This is a genomic window from Henriciella sp. AS95, assembly GCF_038900055.1.
Taxonomy (GTDB): Bacteria; Pseudomonadota; Alphaproteobacteria; order Caulobacterales; family Hyphomonadaceae; genus Henriciella.
The window spans coordinates 926,718-942,533 of sequence record NZ_JBBMQM010000001.1; the positions used below are offsets into that span (position 1 = coordinate 926,718).

General features: G+C 57.0%; 13 protein-coding genes and 1 pseudogene. 7 read left to right on the forward strand and 7 right to left on the reverse strand.

Going from position 1 to position 15,816, the window contains the following annotated elements; genetic code table 11:
* Positions 1 to 89: 89 nt before the first annotated feature.
* From sulP to WNY37_RS04805, 4 genes and pseudogenes are all read right to left on the reverse strand, one after another.
* Complete coding sequence (gene sulP / locus WNY37_RS04790) at positions 90 to 1,898, reverse strand: sulfate permease (protein WP_342972325.1); 1,809 nt, start codon at positions 1,896 to 1,898, stop codon at positions 90 to 92.
* A gap of 30 nt (positions 1,899 to 1,928) precedes the next feature.
* Positions 1,929 to 2,795: an MBL fold metallo-hydrolase gene (locus tag WNY37_RS04795; RefSeq protein ID WP_342972326.1), complete on the reverse strand. Its 867-nt coding sequence runs from the start codon at positions 2,793 to 2,795 to the stop codon at positions 1,929 to 1,931.
* Positions 2,796 to 2,936: 141 nt separating this feature from the next.
* Positions 2,937 to 3,218, reverse strand: a pseudogene (locus WNY37_RS04800) (metalloregulator ArsR/SmtB family transcription factor); the annotation flags it as partial.
* A complete protein-coding gene (locus tag WNY37_RS04805) occupies positions 3,215 to 3,880 on the reverse strand; it encodes a peroxiredoxin (RefSeq protein ID WP_342972327.1) in 666 nt (221 codons plus the stop codon). The gene WNY37_RS04805 and the pseudogene WNY37_RS04800, both read right to left, overlap by 4 nt.
* Before the next feature lie 84 nt (positions 3,881 to 3,964).
* On the opposite strand from WNY37_RS04805, the gene WNY37_RS04810 reads away from it, so the two are divergent.
* From WNY37_RS04810 to WNY37_RS04840, 7 genes are all read left to right on the forward strand, one after another.
* Positions 3,965 to 4,390 (forward strand): YeeE/YedE family protein, encoded by a 426-nt coding sequence (locus WNY37_RS04810; protein ID WP_342972328.1) that lies wholly within the window; start codon positions 3,965 to 3,967, stop codon positions 4,388 to 4,390.
* Between the two features lie 3 nt (positions 4,391 to 4,393).
* Positions 4,394 to 4,819 (forward strand): DUF6691 family protein, encoded by a 426-nt coding sequence (locus WNY37_RS04815; RefSeq protein ID WP_342972329.1) that lies wholly within the window; start codon positions 4,394 to 4,396, stop codon positions 4,817 to 4,819.
* Between the two features lie 110 nt (positions 4,820 to 4,929).
* The gene (locus tag WNY37_RS04820) at positions 4,930 to 5,262 is read left to right on the forward strand and encodes a metalloregulator ArsR/SmtB family transcription factor (protein ID WP_342972330.1); all 333 of its coding nucleotides are present in this window, start codon (positions 4,930 to 4,932) and stop codon (positions 5,260 to 5,262) included.
* Between the two features lie 684 nt (positions 5,263 to 5,946).
* On the forward strand, positions 5,947 to 6,522 hold the full coding sequence (locus WNY37_RS04825) for a hypothetical protein (RefSeq protein ID WP_342972331.1): 576 nt from the start codon (positions 5,947 to 5,949) through the stop codon (positions 6,520 to 6,522).
* A 93-nt stretch (positions 6,523 to 6,615) separates the two neighbouring features.
* Positions 6,616 to 7,338 (forward strand): fimbria/pilus periplasmic chaperone, encoded by a 723-nt coding sequence (locus WNY37_RS04830; protein WP_342972332.1) that lies wholly within the window; start codon positions 6,616 to 6,618, stop codon positions 7,336 to 7,338.
* On the forward strand, positions 7,310 to 10,048 hold the full coding sequence (locus WNY37_RS04835; protein WP_342972333.1) for a fimbria/pilus outer membrane usher protein: 2,739 nt from the start codon (positions 7,310 to 7,312) through the stop codon (positions 10,046 to 10,048). The genes WNY37_RS04830 and WNY37_RS04835 overlap by 29 nt, the downstream gene beginning before the upstream one ends.
* Positions 10,045 to 10,905 (forward strand): hypothetical protein, encoded by an 861-nt coding sequence (locus WNY37_RS04840; RefSeq protein WP_342972334.1) that lies wholly within the window; start codon positions 10,045 to 10,047, stop codon positions 10,903 to 10,905. Before WNY37_RS04835 ends, WNY37_RS04840 begins: the two co-directional genes overlap by 4 nt.
* Before the next feature lie 14 nt (positions 10,906 to 10,919).
* On the opposite strand, the gene WNY37_RS04845 is transcribed toward WNY37_RS04840, so the two are convergent.
* From WNY37_RS04845 to WNY37_RS04855, 3 genes are all read right to left on the reverse strand, one after another.
* Positions 10,920 to 11,324: a hypothetical protein gene (locus WNY37_RS04845; protein ID WP_342972335.1), complete on the reverse strand. Its 405-nt coding sequence runs from the start codon at positions 11,322 to 11,324 to the stop codon at positions 10,920 to 10,922.
* Positions 11,325 to 11,563: 239 nt separating this feature from the next.
* Complete coding sequence (locus WNY37_RS04850) at positions 11,564 to 12,319, reverse strand: helix-turn-helix transcriptional regulator (RefSeq protein WP_342972336.1); 756 nt, start codon at positions 12,317 to 12,319, stop codon at positions 11,564 to 11,566.
* Between the two features lie 175 nt (positions 12,320 to 12,494).
* Positions 12,495 to 15,809, reverse strand: coding sequence for an amidohydrolase family protein (locus WNY37_RS04855; RefSeq protein WP_342972337.1), 3,315 nt, complete (start codon positions 15,807 to 15,809; stop codon positions 12,495 to 12,497).
* Positions 15,810 to 15,816 lie beyond the last annotated feature (7 nt).

Consider the following 15,816-nt stretch of genomic DNA (forward strand, 5'->3'; position numbering starts at 1 on the left):
TCAAATCAAAAAGAGTCAATCGGGGAGCAGACTCTTTTTGCGAGCGCTCTGAAACCAGGCGGCTGTCGTGTTTACCAGCCGATCGTCATCTACACCCGTTCCAGTCCAGCGAGCGCCAGGGAGGGGCAGGGCACGGCTTGAGGAGACGTGACCTGCGCGTCTTTGCTGAACGCGCGCTGGACGCATTCGAGGTCGAGATCTTCCATCGCATCATAGGTGGTGAGGTGGACTTTGCCTGTCAGCTCATCGAGGAAGTGCGAGCGCTTGAGGCGGTCCATGACGGGGCCTTTGACCTCGGACAGATGCAACGTGACGCCCGCATCCTTCAGTCGGAGATTGATGGCCTCCAGGCTTTCGAGGCCACTTGCATCAATCCGGTTTACCGCCGAGCACATCAGGACGAGGTGTTTCAGATCAGGCCGGTTGCCCAGAACGCAGTAGACCGTGTCCTCAAGGAAACGCGCATTCGCGAAGTAGAGACTTTCGTCGATGCGGATGATGAGGGCGCTGTCGGAAATCACGACTGCGTGCCGGTTCACATTGCGAAAATGGTGTGTGCCCGGAACCTGCCCGACAAGCGCAAAGTGAGGACGGCTCGTATTGTAGAGGTGGAGAAAGAGTGACAGGCCAACGCCCGTTGTAACGCCGAGCTCGACGCCGGAGAACAGGGTCACAAGGATCGTCGCTGCCATAGCTGCGAAGTCAGATTTTGAGTAGTTCCAGACCTGACGGATCGATTTGAGGTCGACCAGTGACAGTACCGCTACGATAATCGTCGCCGCCAGAACTGCCTGAGGCAGATAGTAGAGGTAAGGTGTCAAAAAAAGCGTCGCCAGAGCGATGCCGACGGCCGTGAATGCGCCTGCGGCTGGCGTTTCTGCGCCTGCATCAAAGTTGACGGCGGAGCGCGCAAGACCGCCTGTAACTGGATAGCCCGCCGACATACCGGCAGCAAGGCTGGACGCACCGAGGCCGATCAGCTCCTGGTTCGGGTTGACCCGCTGGCGGCGTTTGGCGGCGAGAGTCTGAGCCACTGACACCGACTCTACAAAGCCGATCAGGGCAATGAGAGCCGCCGACCCGAGAAGCTGCATCCAGACATCGTGGTCATAGGTCGGGATCCCGATCGCCGGAAGCTCGCGGGGCACCTCGCGCAGGATTTTGACCCCTTCATCCTGCAGTTGCAGGAGAGCCACGGCCAGAATGCTGGCGATGACCGCGAAGACGGGGCCGGTGCGGGTCAGGATTGTGGCTGTCTTTTCCGAGAGACCCATTCTCTTCAGGGCCGGCTTGAGGAGTTTTCTGGCGCCAAAAAGAAAGACGAGTGATGCCACGCCGATGATGAAGGTCGGCAGGTTGGTGTTGCCGATCTTTTCCCCGATTGAGACCACGATTTCGAAGAGATTATGGCCGCCAGCATCCACACCAAGAATATGTTTCACTTGCGACGCGGCGATGATGATGCCGGACGCCGTGATGAAACCGGAAACGACTGGATGGCTGAGAAAATTGGCTAAAAACCCCATCCTCAGAAGACCGAGAATGAAGAGCATGGCACCAGACAGGAACGCCAGAACGAGCGCGGCCTGAATATACTCCGGTGAGCCTTGCGCCGCGATCTTGCCGGCGGCGGCCGCCGTCATCAAGGAAAGGATGGCCACGGGACCAACGGCCAATGTCCGGCTGGTCCCGAAGATCGCATAGGCGAACAGCGGCAGAATGGACGCGTACAGACCGATCTGGGGCGGCAGCCCCGCCAGCATTGCGTAAGCCAGCGATTGGGGAATCAGCATGATCGTGACGATCACGGCCGCGATCAGGTCGTTGGTCAGTGTTTCGCGCTTGTACGCGCGTCCCCATTCAAAAATGGGGAAATACCGTGCGAGCTTTCCGGTCATGTCAGCTTCGCCCCTTCATCTGCCTGTGCCTCAAAGTGCGTTGATTGGCAGCTTCATATAGCGCTGACCGTTCTCTTCAGGTTCAGGCATGTGGCCAGCGCGCATATTGATCTGCACTGAAGGCAGGATCAGTTTTGGCATGTCGAGGGTCGCGTCGCGCGCGGTGCGCATCTTCACGAAGTCCTCTTTCGAAGTGCCCCCGCCGACATGGATGTTGTGGGCCTTCTCGTCCGCGATGGTCGTCTCGAACATGAAGGTGTCACGGCCCGGCGCCTTGTAGTCGTGGCAGAGGAAGACGCGGGTCTCGTCCGGCAACTCGAAAAGACGCTGGATGGAATCGTAGAGCGTGCCGGCATCGCCGCCCGGGAAATCGCAACGGGCCGTGCCGTAGTCCGGCGCGAAGATGGTGTCTCCGACGAAAACCGCGTCGCCAATGAGGTGGGTCATACAGGCGGGCGTATGGCCCGGCGTATGAATGGCTTTCGCCTCGATCGTGCCGACGGTGTAGGTCTCACTATCCTTGAAGAGGTGGTCGAACTGACTGCCATCGGTGTGGAAGCGCTGATCCTCATTGAAGATCTTCGCGAACACTTTCTGGACGGTGGAAATGTGCTCGCCGATGCCGGCCCGTCCGCCGAGCTGGCTTTTGACATAGGGCGCGGCGGTGAGGTGGTCGGCATGGACGTGAGTGTCGATGATCCAGTCTACGGTGAGGCCCTTCTCCTTCACGAAGGCGATCAGCCTGTCGGCGGAGTCGGTTGTCGTGCGGCCCGAGGCCTGGTCGAAATCGAGCAGGGAATCGATCACGGCAGCGACATTGTTGGTCGGGTCCCAGACGACATAGCTATATGTATTGGTGTCTTTGTCGAAGAACTCTTTCACTTCAGGCTTGGTCATTTGAAGTTTCCTTTTGTTCTAGCGGATGATGCGGGCAAATTGGCCGGCACCTTCCGATACGGTCGTTTTGACGAAAGCCGTTCGGGCGATACGGGCCAGGGGCTTCACGTCGGGTGCAACTTTTCCCATCATGACCATGCAGATCGCATCGATCATGGGGCCAACGCGCGACTCTTCTGCCAGGCGGTAGAAGATTGACTTTGCTTCTCGGCGGGTCTCGACGAGGCCCTCTTCGCGAAGCTTTGCGAGCTCGCGTGAGAGCCGAGGCTGATGGATATCGAGAACCTCCTCGATTTCTCCGACCGAGAGTTCCTGCCCACGCAGCTGGCAGCAGATCATCAGGCGCGCTGGGTGTGAGAGTGCCTTCAGAAGACTGGCTGCCTCATCAGCGAGAGGACGCATCTCCTTCGAAACCCGGTTCATTGTCTGTCTCCGCTGCGCGTAAAGTACCAGGCGTCGCCATTCAGCCCTGCGCGTTCGTCGGCTTCTTGAAGACTTATTGGTGCGGGAAGGACGCTCTCTTCACCGGGTGTCCACCCTTCCGGGGTGGAGACGCCGTCTTGTTCAGCGGTTTGGAGGGCTGCCAGAACGCGAATAACTTCCTCGACGGAGCGGCCAACCGCGAGGGGGTAATGAATGACGGCCCGGATGAGTCCTTCAGGGTCAATGAAGAAGACGGAGCGGACAGAGGCTGTCGACTGGGAATCGTCGTGGATCATGCCGTAAGCGCGCGCAATCGACATGGAAATGTCTTCGATGATCGGAAATGAAATTCGAACATCAAACCTGGCTTCGATATCCTTTACCCAGGCGAGATGTGAGTAAAGGCTGTCAACCGACAGGCCGAGCAGGTCGCAGTTGAGCGCAGCAAATCGATCAGCCTTCTTTTGGAAAGCAATGAACTCCGACGTGCAGACAGGCGTAAAATCTGCCGGGTGCGAGAAGAAGACAAGCCAGCGTCCGCGATAATCGGAAAGCCGTATGGGCCCCTGGGTCGAGCGCGCCTCAAAGTCGGGAGCGACAGAACCAATACCCGCGGTGGGCAGCGATGGCGTGGCGCTTGTGCCGTCGATTTGATGGGTCATGCGATCTCCTCAGTTGCATTTTAATAAAATACAAAATACAAATATGTCAATTGATAGTATGTTTCAAAGCTTCAAGGAGGCTTCATGGAAAATTTCACGCCTGTCAGCGCTAGCGTCGGTGGGGCGCTTATTGGGCTATCTGCAGTGATATTGATGCTGACCAATGGCCGGATCGCAGGCATTAGCGGTGTGTTTTCCGGAGCGGTTTTCGCCGAACCGGGCGACAAGGCGTGGCGGGCTCTCTTCGTGCTTGGGCTGATCGCCGCGCCGCTGGTCTATCTGGCGGTTACCGGAACACGTCCGGACTTCCAGTTGAGCGCCGGATGGCCACTCATTATTGCGGGTGGGCTTCTCGTCGGATTTGGAACGCGGCTGGGCTCAGGCTGCACAAGCGGACATGGCGTTTGTGGGCTGTCTCGCCTTTCGCCCCGCTCAATGGTCTCAGTCGCGCTGTTCATGGGCGCCGGTATGGCGACCGTTGCTCTCTTAAAGCCGTTGGTGGGAGGCTAGGCCATGGCGCGCAACGTAGCAGCCCTCTTCGCGGGTTTGATCTTCGGACTTGGTCTCGTGATTTCGCAAATGGTCAACCCGGCGAAGGTGATCGCTTTTCTGGATATTTTTGGTGACTGGGACCCTTCACTTGCACTGGTGATGGGCGGTGCGCTGCTCGTCACGGCAATCGGCTATCGCCTGGTTTGGACAAGGCGGCGTCCGTTCTTCGAGAGCAAATTCCTGTTGCCGGGTAATCGGCAGGTCGACAGCAAACTTGCGATCGGTGCGGTCCTGTTTGGCATAGGCTGGGGCCTGGTTGGTCTTTGCCCGGGACCTGCGATCACGGCAATCACTCTGGGTGGTTGGGAAGCGGCTGGATTTCTCGCTGCCATGATTGGCGGGATGGTGCTTTACCAATTCTTTGAGTGGATCAGAGTTCGGTCGTAAAAAGGCTAATGTCGCAGCCCCGTGAAGTCTGCTGTTCGGATTTTGATAATTTCACAAATTCGGCGATATTCTGCTCTGGTGCGGCGCGCTCATGAACTGGAGGTATTCAGGTGGGACAGGTTACCCAGATTCCACCGATTTTGGATCTTGAGGCGAACCCGCAGCTGGTATCCGAGGTCGCGGACCTTTTGAAGGCGATGGCGTCAGAGTCACGGCTGAAGATGTTGTGCCTGCTCAGTGAATCGGAGCTTTCCGTCACTGCGCTCGCCGAAAAGACGGAGCAGACGGCTTCCTCGGTATCGCAACATCTCTCGAAGTTGAAGTCGGTCGGATTGGTCGAAAGTCGCCGTGTTGCGCAGACCATCTATTATTGTGCGCGTGACGGCATTGGCATGGACTTGATGGACGTGCTTTGCCGGCATTTCCGGCCTGACGCCCACTGAAACTCCGGCCGTGGCTGACTTAAGTGCAAGGGTGGCGCGCGATTTCAACTGTTTCGGAGTTTGCGCCCCTTTGAATGCCAGCGCGTCTGGATTCTGGTGATTTCGAGCTTCGGCGACGCGAGATGGCTGCTTCGGAAATGCGACCGGAGATAGGGCCGTTCCTGTAAAGGCGACAGCTGATTCAATGGTTACCCAGGGTAGATATTTTGGACCCTGAAAAAGGGGCTGAATTAGCGCACGGTCAGTGCTTTTCCCGGCGTCCTAGGTTCCAGATTTTACGAAGAAAATCCCGTATCAGGCGTGTCCGATTCCCCTGTCAGGTGAAAAGCCAGAACGCGCGTAATTTACACTTTACAAAGGTTACTGAAAGTTTAATTCTCGGTGTGTTCGATTGGGGATCCGCATCTTCAGTTGGGCCGACAATTAGAGTTCATGGGGACGAACCGCAGCTTTTTACGGCGCTCTTCGCTGCCGCCTCTCTGGCGCGCATCGTGGGAAGCGTTCTGATCCATTCCAACTCCTGTCGAAACATAAGTTTTGAGGCTTGAAGCCTTGAGACGGAAGAGCCTGAAGCGGATGTAAATTGAATTCAGGCCCAGGTTGGGGATGACGCAGCGAAAGTTGCGAAGTCTGATTATCGAGCGACACCGATTGGTGGGGTCCTCAGAAAAGGGAACTAAACACGTGAAAAAATTTGCAATTGCATCAGTAGCGGCACTCGCTATCGCTGGCGCAGCATCTGCCGAGTTCATCGACGCAAACGGTGGCGATGCAGAGCTGGAGCTTGTGCTGAACGGAACCGTTCAGGAAATCTGTGGCATCACGGCTGCTAGCAGCTCCATCGACGTCGATTTTGGTGAACTGGCCGCGACGGATGGCCCGATCACCCGCAGCGCTGACTTCGGTATCGTTTGCAACGCTGCCGGTGGCGCTACCTTCGGCATGAGCTCGGCAAATGGCGGCTACCTGCTTCGCGGCGGCACCGAAACCGGTCCGGGCAACGAGATCACTTACAAGGTGAACTTTGACACCGGCGGCGATGCGTTCCCTGGTATCTCTCCCGGTACGCCACCGCTGAACCTGACGGTCGACCGTAGCTTCACCGTTCCCGGCTCCACCGAGCTCCTGAGCGGCCGTGAAGTTGGCGCAGCGATCGTGCTGAACGGCGTTAAGGGCCCAGACTTCAACGACGCACCGACGACAACCGTCTTTGCGGGTGCCTATTCCGACACTGTAACGGTTTCGGTAACCGCCAACTAATATTTGGCGTTTTAATGTAGCGGGGCCAATCTCACCAGGTTGGCCCCGTTTTTGCGTTCTTATGCGTAGATTATAATAAGGGCAGGATTGTCGATGCACAGAAGCGTAAACGCCGCCATCGGACTGAGCCTGGTTTTGGCTTGGGGTTCTCTAAGTGCAAGTGCGTTCGAAGTGCAGCCTATGCGGCACTCTGTCTATCCCGAAAGCGGACAGACCACGGGCCTCTTGACGGTAAAAAACACACGAAGCAAACCGCTTCCGGTGGAGCTGGTCGTTGAAAAACGGGTGTTCGGGGAAAATGGCGAGCAGACGCTCGTTCCGGCAGATGATGATTTCATAATCTTTCCATTTCAGGCTCTTATAGAGCCAGGTGCCAAGCAGGCTTTTCGCTTTCAGTATGTCGGTGATCAGACTGTCACTTCTGAAACAGCCTATACGATCCATGTGCGGGAAGTTCCTGTCGAACTCGAGCCCGGATTCACCGGACTGCGCTACGTCTACAGTTTCGGCGTGGTCGTCTATGTCGAGAATGCTCGGGCAGAATCCGAACTTTCAATAAGTGACGTCGTCAGGGATGGCGACACGCTCAAGATGACGGTGAAGAATTCCGGCAACTCGTTTGGCAGACTGACGAATGACCGCCTGATCCTGTCCCAGGGTGACACCAAGCTTGAGCTCGAAGGCGAGTCGTTTATGAGCATCGCTGATCATGTTGTTGTGCCGCCTGAAAACCAGATTCCTCTGACGCTTAATTTGAGCGAGCTAAACATAGCAGCCGGAGACTTAAGTGTTTCACTTGAAGAAACTCCCGACTGAGTTCGTCTCTCCCACATCGTCTTCGAACAGGATGCGCGCAAAGCGCCGGCTGGCCTTCTTGCTCGGCACAGCCGCCGCGATAGCAACCCCTGTTGCCTTCGCAGAAGAAGCTGACGAAACCCGACCAATAGACGCGTCCACGATGTCGGTACCGGTTGTGCCGAAATCTGCGCAGCCGCGCTCTGCCACGGAGCAGGCGAAGCGGCTGCCTTTAGCGACAGCGGAACCGAAGTCCGGCGATGCACCCTTGTCGGTGTCGGTGCAGGTGCCGTCCAATTCGCCGACGTTCTACATGCTCGATACGCCGGCGCCTCAACCTTCGTCTTCGCGAAATGAGCAGCCCTCGAGAATTGACGCGTTCAATGAGAACCAGTCGAAAGTCGTTACGATTGAGCTCGCCGCGACTTATCAGGGGCGCAAACTCGGCCTCATAACGGTTGAAACAACGCTGACACGCGTGCTGAACGTCGAAGCGAGCCAGTTGAGGGCTGCGCTGGAGCCTTATGTCGACGAAAGCACACAGCTGTTACTGTCCCAATTCAGAAGTGGGTTTGTCTCGGTTGAGCGACTGCAGGCGATCGGTGTTACGGCCCGCCTCGACCCGGCCACGCTAACCTTGACGATTGAGGCGCCTCCAAAAAAAGAGGGTCCGTTGGACATGAATTTGGGCGGCCGCGAAGCGCCCGAGGGCACTCAAACGGCGGATGCCGCAAACTTCGCGGCGGGTCTCACGTCGACTTTTCTCTTTAACGAAGACTTCGAAGACGCCAATTCCAGTACGCTGTCCACGTCCTTGTCAGGGTTTGTGAACTACGGCGGCGTTCGTGGCCTGAATTTGGACTATGGCGGTATCCTGACTTTCGATGATGGCACGGGAGAGAGCCGGTTCGACGCTGACCGGACAATACTCTTCATGGACCGTCCGGAACATGCCCTCAGATTTGAGGCTGGTACGCTGTATACGCCCCTGTCAGAACTTGCGGGCGAGAACGATTTCCTGGGTGTGGGCATCACCAAGTCCTACCGCCGTCTTCAACCGACACGCGTTTTGCGGCCGCTTGGACAAAGATCATTTGAGCTGAACCGAGCGAGCGAAGTCACGGTCCTTGTCGATGGTCAGGAAATCTCCCGCTTCGATGCTCCGGCGGGGGCCGTCAATCTCAATGATATTCCGTTGGCGAACATATCCAACCGCGTCTCGATTGTTGTCGAAGACGAGTTTGGCCGCCGCGAAACCCAGAGTTTCAGCGTCGCGTCGGATGCGATGTTGCTTCAGCCCGGACTGTCTGAGTATTCCTTTGGGATCGGCCAGAAACGGGACCGCAATCGCAGTGGGTTCACCTACACTGACGACGTCGTGGCGGCGGGCAACTACAGTTTCGGTCTCAATTCCAATCTGACGCTGGGCGCTTTCGGCTACGCCTCGGAAGAGCTTTCAGTCGTCGGCACACAATCAGTGTTTGGCCTTCTCGATGGCATCGCGCAACTGGAACTCGGATATTCGGATTCCGAGACCTCAGGAAATGGACTCGCGACGTCACTCGATTATCGCTGGAACAGTTCACCCAACGCCGTTCGATCCCAGAATTTCGCTTTTGCATTTGATTACCGGGACAGGAATTTCACAACGGCGGGTTCGCAATTCGGCGTAGGCATTAAATACGACGCTTCGGCTTTTTATGAGCTGCAGCTGACCAATCGTCTCAGAATGAACCTGTCGGGGACATACTCGGAAGACTACTACTCCGATACTGCCGCCAAGAGTATTGCGCTTGGAAGCAGCTATCAATTTGGTCATTTCTTCTTTGGTGCCGGTGTGCGCGTGGGATCCGATCTCAATGGGGACGACGACGTCGGCGGCTTTGTGACGCTGACCCGGCGCTTTGGCGATCGCGGCTCGGCGAATGCGCGCTATGACACGAGAAGTGACCGGGCAAGCCTGCGGTACAGACGTCCAGCGCGCGACGAGGTCGGCAGTTTCGGGTACGAAGCCGAGCTTAGCAGCCGCGACCAGGATGTGAGCTTGAGAGGGGCGGCCGACTACACTGCAAACAGGTACCGAACACGTGTATCCTTCACGCAATTAAACCGCGATAACGACGCGATCGGGGACGATTCAAGACTGACGGCGCGCTTCCAGACCGGTATCGCTTTCGCTGATGGTCAGTTCGGAATCGGCCGCGATCCAGGGCGCGGATTCGTCATGGTCGACAAGCATGAGAGCCTTGATGGTGCTCGCACCACGATCAAAGCGCGTGGCCGGCGGGCCGTAAAGGCGACGTCCGGACTGCTTGGCCCGGCAATCGCCCGCGTAAACTCACCTTATGTGCCGACCACAATTCCGGTTGATGTCCTGGATGCGCCGATCGGATACAATGTTGGCGAAGGGGCCTACTATGTCGTGCCGGGCGCACGGTCCGGCATCAAGATCACAATTGGCAACGATGCGTTCCGCAGCGTGGTGGCAACGTTCGTCGCATATGACGAGCCGCTGAAACTGACGGCGGGCACAATCACCAACAAGACAACCGGCGACACCCAGGTTACGTTTACCAATAATGCTGGCCGGGCATTGGTTTCCAATCTCACGCCAGGCGAGTATCTGCTTGAATTCGCCGGAACTGACTTTACTTTCGAGTTTGCGGTCGACGAGGACACCGAGGCCTTTTCTGATCTAGGCTTGATCGATCTCACGCAAGGGGACTCATGATGAGGACTGCAGCTATTCTGACTTCGGCGATTTGCGGGCTGGGTGTGACCTTGCCAGCTCACGCCTGTACTGAATTCAACCTTGCGGCACAGCAAGTCGGGGACTCTGAATATAGCCCGAACAATCTGTCGCCGGTGGCGCTGCAGATTGAGATTTTCCTCATCGATGGACCGGCTGAAGCATCCTGTGCTTCGAACGTGGTGGAAATCGAAAGCCAGACGGCCTCTGGCGTACGTGAACTCATTGATGGCGGTCCGACGATTTCGGGCACAATCCCGCCAGGGCAGTCAGTGTTTTCGTCCTATACCGACCGAACGCTTCGTCTCTCCCAGCCGGCGGTCAGTCAACTTACCTCAACCGGTCGCCTGCTCTTCGAATACGCCTGGATTGAACCGGGTGCTTTCTTTCCGGCAGGGTCTTACTCGAACCTTCTCGATGTAAAAGTGAACGGCGTGCCAGTCGACACTGTTGAACCACAGCTGGTTGTATCGCCCGCGATGCGTTTGCTTGGCGATGTTTCCGATGGGCATGGTCAGATCGATTTCGAGACGCTGGAAAGCAGCGAACAGATCACCTCGAACTTCATTTACCAGTCCAATGCAAACCTGTCTGTGACAGCACAGTCTCTGAATAATGGCACGCTTGTCCATGAAGATGGGCCGGGCGTCTATTCGATCCCGTATGCCGCGTTCATCAATGACCGCGCCATTTCCACTAATGGGGCTCAGTCACTGCCGCTAAGCTCAAATATGGGGGCCCATAATATGGGGACCGTCCGGTTGCGGGTTGGAGATATTGGTGCGCCCGTCGCTGGCGACTATGCCGATACGCTAACGTTGAGCTTTACGACCGATTGATCGGGAAACTTGCGTTATTGGGCGTCGATCCCGATGATCAGATCTGACAGCTCAGCTGCGCTATTCGAGAAATCAATGTCGACCGCCTGAAGGCCGGGGCGAACCGGGGTCAGCATTACGCTGTCTGCTAATACAGATACAGGCCCAGTCGAGATATGCGCCGAGCGGGCTCCTGAGATGTCCAGGCCCGGAACGCCGTCGAAAGTCAGCGTAAATCCGGAGGCGTTGCAAACCGTCGAGATACGCATGGTTGCGCCGTTCGCATTGGGTGTTGTTTCAGCGGAGCTTAATCCGCAGCTGCTCGCGACGCTGGCGCTCAAATTGATCTGCAGATCACTTTCGGCGAATGCGGCAGAGCCGTGCGCTGAAAGAGCGAGACAGGTCAGGGAAACGAGAAGGGCGGCTCTGTTTGGCTTCATATCAGAAAGATACGGCTGAGAGCTTTCCATCTCGTTACCTTTCAATAAGCCAGCAACAGTGGAGATCTCGCCCGTGCCCCAGCGCCCACCAAACACTATGGTTAACGGCTAACTGACTCGCTGATTGGTCGCAAGCAATCTGACGGTGAGAAATGCTTGGTGACGACCAATGCGCAAACTGCAGGTAGAGCCGCCCTCATTGAGCGTGCATCAAGGATACCTGAAGTCGGGATAGGGGCTCAAAATGCGTATTTGCTCGGTGGGACACCGAATGCTTTTTGAAACATGGCGCAGAAGGCGCTGGGACTTTCGTAGCCCACATCCATTGCAACTGACGTGACAGGGGACCCTGTCGATAGCAGGGACAGCGCTTCAAGCAATCGCACCTGCTGGCGCCATACCGCGACACCCATTCCAGTCTCGCGTTTAAAGGCCCGCGTGAACGACCTTCGGCTCATGCCGGCGACAGCGGCCCACTCATTGGTGTCGCGCTGATCGGCAGGCTGCTCCAGAATCTGACGGCAAACGCGTACCAGGCGGGTATCGTTCGGCATCGGTGCTGCGTAGGGAATGTTGCGGCAGTCGAGAAGCTCCTGGATTAGCAGATTGATCACCTGATCGTCCCGGCTGTTTAATTCCCGGTCCAGCGGAAGCTGTGTCACTTCGATAATCAGCGCGCGCAGCAACTGGCTGACCTCGACAATGTGACAGTGCGGCTCGCCGCGATCATACCTTGGATCAATATACAGCGAGCGCAACGATACAGGTCCGCGGCAAGAGACTTCGTGGGGAACACCGCTCGGGATCCAGACCGCTCGTTGCGGCGGTATGACATAGCTCGTCGTGTCCGTTACCACCGACATCACGCCGGAACATGCGTAGAGGAGTTGAATTCGCTTATGCGAATGCTCTGGATCGCGGAAGCCTGCTGGGTACTCATCAGCCAGACCCACGACAGCGCGGCAGTCCAGGTCGATATCGACAGTGCTCTTCATGGCAAACTCACATGCTTGCTAAGGGTCCATCAGATGATGCCAGCAAGACTCAACATGACAATTGCATCACACTGGTTGTGGCCCATTCAAGACAATATATGACCTTATTGCATGCAGAAGGCCAACTGATAGTCCAGTCTTGGTCAGAATCCGTGCAAGTCGCCGCGCCGACAAACTACTCAGTCAATGTCAGGGCGTGCTCCTGAAGCGTGGCCGCGTCATAGAGATGGCCGTTCTTCATCACGAAGATCGGGTCTTCAATGGCGCGAATATCGTCAATGGGATTACGGGGCAGAACAACGAGGTCTGCGGCTTTGCCTGGGGTCAGGCTGCCGAGGCTTTCCTGCCGCGCTATGGCGCCTGCGCTGCCCATTGTGGCAGCCCACAGCGCTTCGGCGGGTGACCATCCGCCCTCAACATAGGCCTCTATTTCCCAAATCGTACCAAGGCCGGGAATGTCGCCATGTGCCCCCACGCCGACAAGGCCTCCAGCTTCAAAGATCTTGTGGGCGCTATTGGCAATGGTTTTGTACAAGAACCGGTCGGGCGAGTACTTTGTCGCGCTTGCGAACTCTCTCTCGATAAACCAGCGCGGTGTGAACCGTGCATATTTCTCGTTTGCAACGGGATTGCGCCGCGCGATGAAACTTTCGTCGGCTGGCGTTCCACCATGCGTGATCATGAGGGTGAGGGTGCTGCTTGTACCGCTTTGTGCAAATAGCTGCGCGATGTCGTTGTAAAGCGCCGGCGGGGGCAGCGCGTGCTCGTTGCCCGAATACCCATCGAAGATGTGTGTCAGGCCGAGCTTGAAGGAGAGCGCCCCTTCCGTAGTCGGCGTCATCCCGAGCTCCGCCGCCGACTGAGCAAGCCATTGGCGCACACGCCGATTGCCCACTCTATACTGCTTGAGATTCTTGATCCTGTAATAATCGCGATAGCGCTTCAATACAGCATCGACCTCGGCTTTGGATCGAAAATCATTGAAGTCGAATATTGCCGGACCGGTTGAGAACAACCGCGAACCAAGTGTTTTTCCGCTGTCGATGAAATCCTGATAGGTCAGCATGTCGATCGTGAGAGTGGACGGATCGAACAGCGTCGTGATGCCGTAGGCGAAATTGGTTTTCAGTCCCGTGGCGTCTGGCTGGAGGACATCGCGGCGAATGTCGCCAACGTGATAATGCGCATCAATGAGGCCGGGGATGATGTAGTGACCTGCTAGATCAACACGGGGAATGCTGGCATCTGCCTCAACGCTTCCGGCAGGACCGACGCTCGCAATTTTTCCGTCCTTAAGCAAAATGTCGGCGTTGGTAATGATGCGTTCCGGTTCGGCGCGGTTATCCATTGGAATGAGGGTGGCGCCCGTCAGGAGAATGCTGCGTCCGAGCAAAGCTCTGGGAGCTGACACGTCAAACCGCACCGCATCGGCGTAGGTCTGTTCGATAGGCACCATGCGGCCCTGGCTCGGTGTATCGAATGCCACATCTTTCAAGGACAGTCGGTGCAGAGTCGAGCCGACCGTCCAGTACACGCCATTGCCATCGTCGCTCCAACCGAAGTAGTCGGCGCCTATATCGGTCAGCCTGATGTGGGGCGTGTCGGAGGACGTCAGGTCAACCGTGCTGCCCTTCTCTTCTGGCAGACGATAGAGGTGCAGCTGCTGCGTTATCTGTGCCAGCGCCCACTCGCCGTCGGGCGATACGCGTATGTCATCGGCCGCGGCGGGTCCTTCTGCAAAGTACCAATTAGGCCCCTTCGACTGCGTCACGACCGTGCGCATACCATTACTCAGCGAGACGGCCTCAACCCCTTCGTCGGAGTTGATGAAGACCTTGCTGGTGTCGGGACCGAAATGCGGCGTGCCACCGATCCGGCCGCTCAGAATGACGCTTTCTGACGAGCCATCCAGTGGGATGTAGATGAGATCGGCGTCCCGCAACTGGCCGAATTCCATATAAGTTTTCGAGCGCGCCTCGCGAGATGACCGTACCGCGATGATAGCCGAGCCGTCCGGCGTGAAGACAGGATGTGTGTAGAACGCACTATCCTCTGTGATTTGCCGCAGGGCCGAACCGTCGGCTTTGGCGGCCCAGATTTGTCCGCCGGCCTGCTTTGTCCAACTCACAAAAGCGATCGACGTGTCATCGGGTGACCAGGACGGGTGATAAGTAGACTGCACGGTAGTGGAAAGGCGACGAGGCGTGGCGTTCTCAGCTGCATCGGCCACGTAAACGTCTCCCAGCGCAGAAAATGCAATCTGATCACCGTTCGGCGATAAATCGGGCGACATCAGCAGCCGCGCATGAACCGGACCGTCTTCAAGTGGGATTTCAGTCCGCGCCAGCCGCCCGAGTGGGACGTCCACCTGTGCAGAGAATGAAATGTTCCTGGAAGGCGCGCCGGCCGTTGAAAAAAGCTTCAATCCTCCGCGGACATTGGCGATCACCCATTTTCCATCTGGCGTGAAATCATAGCGCGGTACCGCATCGTGCCACTGGCTTGCCTGTAGCGAGTCTGGGTCAAGTTCGCCAAGTGTCGACGTTTCTCCAGAGGTCAGGTCGAGATAAACAAGAAAGGTCCGATTTGCCCGGCGTTCTGCATAGGCAAGGTGGCTAGCGTCGGGAGACAGTCGCGGACGGAATGCAGGCTGCGCTTTGCTGCCCGCCAGTTGACGCTCCGTTTCGTCTGCCGTGTTGAAAGCAATCACCTGCCACAGCGAGAGGCGGTCAAAGGCTGGGGACTCATGCGCGAGAGAGGCGAGGTAAATTGTGTCTCCGTCAGGAGAGTAGAGCGCGCCCAATGAGCTCGTTGCATCGTCGGCATCATTGGCATCGCCTGTCGAGCGGACAACATGGCCCATGTTTGGTTCTGCGGCGTTGAATTCCCAGAGCTCATAGGCATTGCGATCGGACCAGAAGCGGGAGACGAGGATGTGTTTTCCGTCCGGCGACCATTCCGGTGAAACCCATATCGGATTGTCGTCGTAGAAGGATATCTGGGTGATACCCCTGCCATCCGATTTCATGCGCCATAAGTTTTCGGCGCCTGAACGATCACTCAGAAACAGGATCGAACGACCGTCAGGTGAGAAGACGGGCTGGGTGTCGAGCGCCAGGCCATGTGTGAGTGCCTGCGCCTCGCCGCCCTCAACCGGTAGCAGGTAAATGTCGCCCAGCATGTCGAAAACGATATGATTGCCGCTGGGTGACACGTCGATCGACAGATTGGTTCCTTCGTCCGTCTCAAATGACACGCTTCGCTCTGCTTGCAGAGGCAGGCTCTGCCCCGGCTGAGCGGTCGCTGTCGGCGGCTTTCCTGAAACGCCTGGCGTCGGCGGTATGGCGTTGGATGATGAAGTCTCAGTTGGCGGGGCACTCGACACCGGGTCCTGAACGCAACTCGGCGCTGCACAAAAAAGCGCAGCGCCGAGAAGCAGTTTCGAGATCATGCGACGAGCAGCAGGCCGGAATGAAGTCTCAAATGTCATTCAACCG

Bases quoted from the DNA above. Each gene is read 5' to 3' on its own strand.
- sulP (WP_342972325.1), bottom strand. From the start codon at position 1,898: ATGACCGGAAAGCTCGCACGGTATTTCCCCATTTTTGAATGGGGACGC.
- WNY37_RS04795 (WP_342972326.1), bottom strand. From the start codon at position 2,795: ATGACCAAGCCTGAAGTGAAAGAGTTCTTCGACAAAGACACCAATACA.
- WNY37_RS04805 (WP_342972327.1), bottom strand. From the start codon at position 3,880: ATGACCCATCAAATCGACGGCACAAGCGCCACGCCATCGCTGCCCACC.
- WNY37_RS04810 (WP_342972328.1), top strand. From the start codon at position 3,965: ATGGAAAATTTCACGCCTGTCAGCGCTAGCGTCGGTGGGGCGCTTATT.
- WNY37_RS04815 (WP_342972329.1), top strand. From the start codon at position 4,394: ATGGCGCGCAACGTAGCAGCCCTCTTCGCGGGTTTGATCTTCGGACTT.
- WNY37_RS04830 (WP_342972332.1), top strand. From the start codon at position 6,616: ATGCACAGAAGCGTAAACGCCGCCATCGGACTGAGCCTGGTTTTGGCT.
- WNY37_RS04840 (WP_342972334.1), top strand. From the start codon at position 10,045: ATGATGAGGACTGCAGCTATTCTGACTTCGGCGATTTGCGGGCTGGGT.
- WNY37_RS04845 (WP_342972335.1), bottom strand. From the start codon at position 11,324: ATGAAGCCAAACAGAGCCGCCCTTCTCGTTTCCCTGACCTGTCTCGCT.
- WNY37_RS04850 (WP_342972336.1), bottom strand. From the start codon at position 12,319: ATGAAGAGCACTGTCGATATCGACCTGGACTGCCGCGCTGTCGTGGGT.
- WNY37_RS04855 (WP_342972337.1), bottom strand. From the start codon at position 15,809: ATGACATTTGAGACTTCATTCCGGCCTGCTGCTCGTCGCATGATCTCG.